The organism is Gelidibacter sp., from assembly GCF_035577925.1.
Lineage (GTDB): Bacteria > Bacteroidota > Bacteroidia > Flavobacteriales > Flavobacteriaceae > Gelidibacter.
In genome coordinates this window covers 1-3571 of the sequence record NZ_DATJCY010000260.1, presented here as the reverse complement: position 1 = coordinate 3571, position 3571 = coordinate 1, and the positions used below count along the sequence as shown (strand labels likewise).

4 protein-coding genes are annotated in these 3571 nt (G+C 32.7%); all 4 read left to right on the top strand.

Annotation, left to right across the window (positions count from 1 at the left end; all coding sequences use genetic code 11):
- Positions 1 to 435 (top strand): type IIL restriction-modification enzyme MmeI (locus VNJ50_RS10420; RefSeq protein WP_325581605.1); only part of this gene is annotated, 435 nt, incomplete at its 5' end.
- A gap of 25 nt (positions 436 to 460) precedes the next feature.
- Positions 461 to 934 carry a GxxExxY protein gene (locus VNJ50_RS10415; RefSeq protein WP_325581603.1) on the top strand — a complete coding sequence of 158 codons (474 nt, stop codon included), beginning with the start codon at positions 461 to 463 and terminating at the stop codon, positions 932 to 934.
- A gap of 75 nt (positions 935 to 1009) precedes the next feature.
- Positions 1010 to 2680, top strand: coding sequence for an RNA-binding domain-containing protein (locus VNJ50_RS10410; protein WP_325581601.1), 1671 nt, complete (start codon positions 1010 to 1012; stop codon positions 2678 to 2680).
- A 287-nt stretch (positions 2681 to 2967) separates the two neighbouring features.
- Positions 2968 to 3571 (top strand): DEAD/DEAH box helicase (locus VNJ50_RS10405; RefSeq protein ID WP_325581599.1); only part of this gene is annotated, 604 nt, incomplete at its 3' end.

Genomic DNA, 3571 nt, shown 5'->3' with positions numbered 1-3571 from the left:
GCTTTAGTTGTATACAATGCCGAACCATGGCTATTTGCAGTAATAACTTCACGCATGCATATGGTTTGGGTTAGAAATGTTGGAGGAAAATTAAAAACAGATTATCGTTATTCAGCAAAACTTTGTTACAACACTTTCCCTTTTCCAGACATTACCACCAAACAAAAGGAAAATTTAAACCTTTATGTATTTGCCATATTAGATGAGCGAGCCAAACATCCAAGCAAAACAATGGCACAATTGTACAATCCAAGTACAATGCCCAAAGGTTTGCTACAAGCACACCAAGAACTCGACACAGCCATAGAGCAATGTTACCGTTTGCAGCCTTTTAAAAATGACACCGAGCGTTTGGAATACTTGTTTAAACAGTATGAAGAAATGTTGCAGAAAGACACGCTTTTTGCGAAGCAGAAGAAAAGTCGGAACCGTTGATTGAAACTGATTAATATGATGAACTATGATTACAAATGAAAAATATGCATACTCCGAATTGACAGGCAAAATCATTGGCTGTGCAATGGAAGTGCATAAAATACTGGGAAATGGTTTTACTCATTTCTTTAATTTTATTTTAAAAGGTATTCGTGATTGCTTCGCAATTCAAGAGGTTATTTATCAGAGAGCATTGGCAAAAGAAATGATTTTACAAGGTATCGGATTTTCAAGAGAACACGAAATGCCTATTTTTTACAAAGAAGAACAAATAGGAACAAGAAGAGTAGATTTTTTGATTGAAGATGTGATTTCTGTTGAATTAAAAGCGCTAACAAAAACCGAAGATGTTCATTTGGCTCAAGCAATCAATTATTTAGAAGCCTACAATTTAGAAGTAGGTTTACTGATAAATTTTGGAGCGAAGAGTTTAGAATTTAAACGACTCATCAATTCAAAGTTCAATCAGAAATCAAATCAATCAAGAAAATCAAATTAATCAGTGGTTCAGACAATTGTTAATGGTGAATGCAAAAGGGTCACTTTTTGCAAAAGTTAAAAAATCGAAGAGAAAATGAATGACAATGCATTATTACATAAGTTATTGGCTTCTGAAACCGAAACAGAGGTTTTGGAATTTAAAGAAGCCAAAAGCCAGTTTGATAAAAACAAATTAGGTCAATATTTTTCTGCATTGAGTAATGAAGCTAACTTATTGGGTCAAAAAGTAGCCTATTTACTTTTGGGCATCAACAATGATAAAAATATTGTAGGTACAAATATCACAGAAAAACAACTCAATGAATACAAACAAGAAATTGCCAATAACACTTCACCCAACATTAACTTTATTAAAGTTCGATCGGTATCAACAGTAAAAGGAAATGTATTAATTTTTGAAATTCCTGCTGCCCCACAAGGTATGCCTATTGCCTGGAAAGGACATTATTACGCCCGTAATGGAGAGAGTTTAACCGCACTTAATATTGAAAAAGTAGAGCGAATACGAAATCAAATTTCTGCAACTGATTGGAGTGCAAAAACTATTGAAGAAGCAACCATTGCCGATTTATCTGTTGAAGCCATAAAAGAAGCTAGAACTCAATATCAAAAAAAGAACACGCATCTTACGGAAGAAATAAATAATTGGGATGATGTTATTTTTCTAAATAAAGCTAAACTTACAATAAACAACAAAATTACACGAACAGCTATTTTGCTATTGGGAAAACCTGAATCGGAACATTTTATTTCACCTGGTACCGCTAAAATTTCTTGGATTTTAAAAGACAAAGACAATATTGAAAAGGACTATGAACACTTTTCTTGTCCCTTATTGCTATCGGCAGATAAAGCAAGAGCTAAAATCAGAAACTTAAATTATAGATATTTGCAAGAAGGAACATTATTTCCTCAAGAAGTGCCACAATTTGATCCGTACATCATAAGAGAAGCGTTAAATAATTGCATAGCGCATCAAGATTATACTTTGGGTGGTAAAATTAATATTGTGGAAAGAGAAGATGGCGTGCTTACTTTTTCAAATTCAGGCAGCTTTATCCCCCAAAATATAGAACGAGTAATTCAAGCTGACGCTCCTGAAAATCAGTATAGAAATCCCTTTTTGGCTAACGCAATGGTAAATCTGAATATGATTGACACCATTGGTAGTGGCATAAAGAAAATGTTCATTATTCAGAAAAATAAGTTTTTCCCTTTGCCAGACTATACATTTGACAATAACAAAGTTCAGGTACAAATAATTGGTAAGGTAGTAGATTTAGATTACGCACGTAAATTGGCAGAATTGTCTTCCTTAACCTTACCGGAAATAATTGCATTGGATAAAGTGGCAAAGAAAAAGCATCTAACAGACTTTGAAATTAAAGAATTGAAAGACAAGAAGTTAATTGAAGGCAGAAAGCCGAATTTTTTCATTTCATCTTCTTTAGCAACAATTACAGGCGAAAAAAGTGATTATATAAAACAAAGGGGTTTTAAAGATGAGCATTACAAAAGGATGGTTTTAGATTTTATCAAAGAATACGGCTCAGCTACGAGGCAAGACATTGATAAGCTGATTTTAGACATTTTACCAAAGGTTTTAGATAAAAAACAAAAATCTAATAAAATCCGAAATATGATTTATGCGATGTCAAAAAAGGATAAAACGATTAAAAATCAAGGAACTGTAAGATATCCGAAGTGGGTGTTGAGTTCATCTAAAACAGATAATGTAAAATAAATTTAGATGAACTTTAGACATAACTTAGATGAAAAAAAGATATATACATTTGAACGCCAATATATTAAATGAATGTCTATTTATTAAAGTTAGATGAATTTTAGATGATAATTAGATATAAATGTACTGGCTAAAAAAAAATAAACAGAAAATAAAACAAAAACAAAACAATATAAATAATTGTAAAACAACATATTATGTTTTTTAGCTTATTTTTTATACCTATTTAATGAAAAATATAACCACAGTTATTCGAAATTCTCGAATAACTGAAATAAATAAATAAAATGCCAAATATAGTACACGTAACTTACGACCAAACAGGAAAAAGTAAAAGTACAAATCCTTTGGGCATGCGGGAAATGCAGGAAAAAGCATACGAAGGGAGAACTGCTCAATACTTATTGCTGAAAGCCCCTCCTGCTTCTGGAAAATCTAGAGCATTAATGTTTATTGCTTTAGACAAATTGAAACATCAAGGCATTAAAAAAGTGATTGTTGCCGTTCCTGAAAAGTCTATTGGGGCCTCTTTTGGCACAACAGAATTGAAAAAGTACGGCTTTTTTGCTGATTGGAACCCCAATCCACGATACAACCTATGTACACCGGGCGAAGAGAAAAGTAAAGTAACGGCATTCTTAAACTTTTTAGAATCGGATGAACAAATTTTGATTTGCACACACGCCACTTTGCGTTTTGCCTTCGATGGTTTAGACGTAAAAAAATTAGATGATACTTTGGTCACTATTGATGAATTTCATCACGTATCAGCTGAAGGTGACAACATTTTAGGGCAAGTGTTAAAAAGCATTATGGCAAATTCAAGTGCTCATATAGTGGCTATGACAGGTTCATACTTTAGAGGTGATAGTGTTCCTGTTTTAATGCCAG

What these genes read in the sequence shown, in the direction of transcription:
- VNJ50_RS10415 (WP_325581603.1), top strand. Translation starts at nt 461, where the DNA reads ATGATTACAAATGAAAAATATGCATACTCCGAATTGACAGGCAAAATC.
- VNJ50_RS10410 (WP_325581601.1), top strand. Translation starts at nt 1,010, where the DNA reads ATGAATGACAATGCATTATTACATAAGTTATTGGCTTCTGAAACCGAA.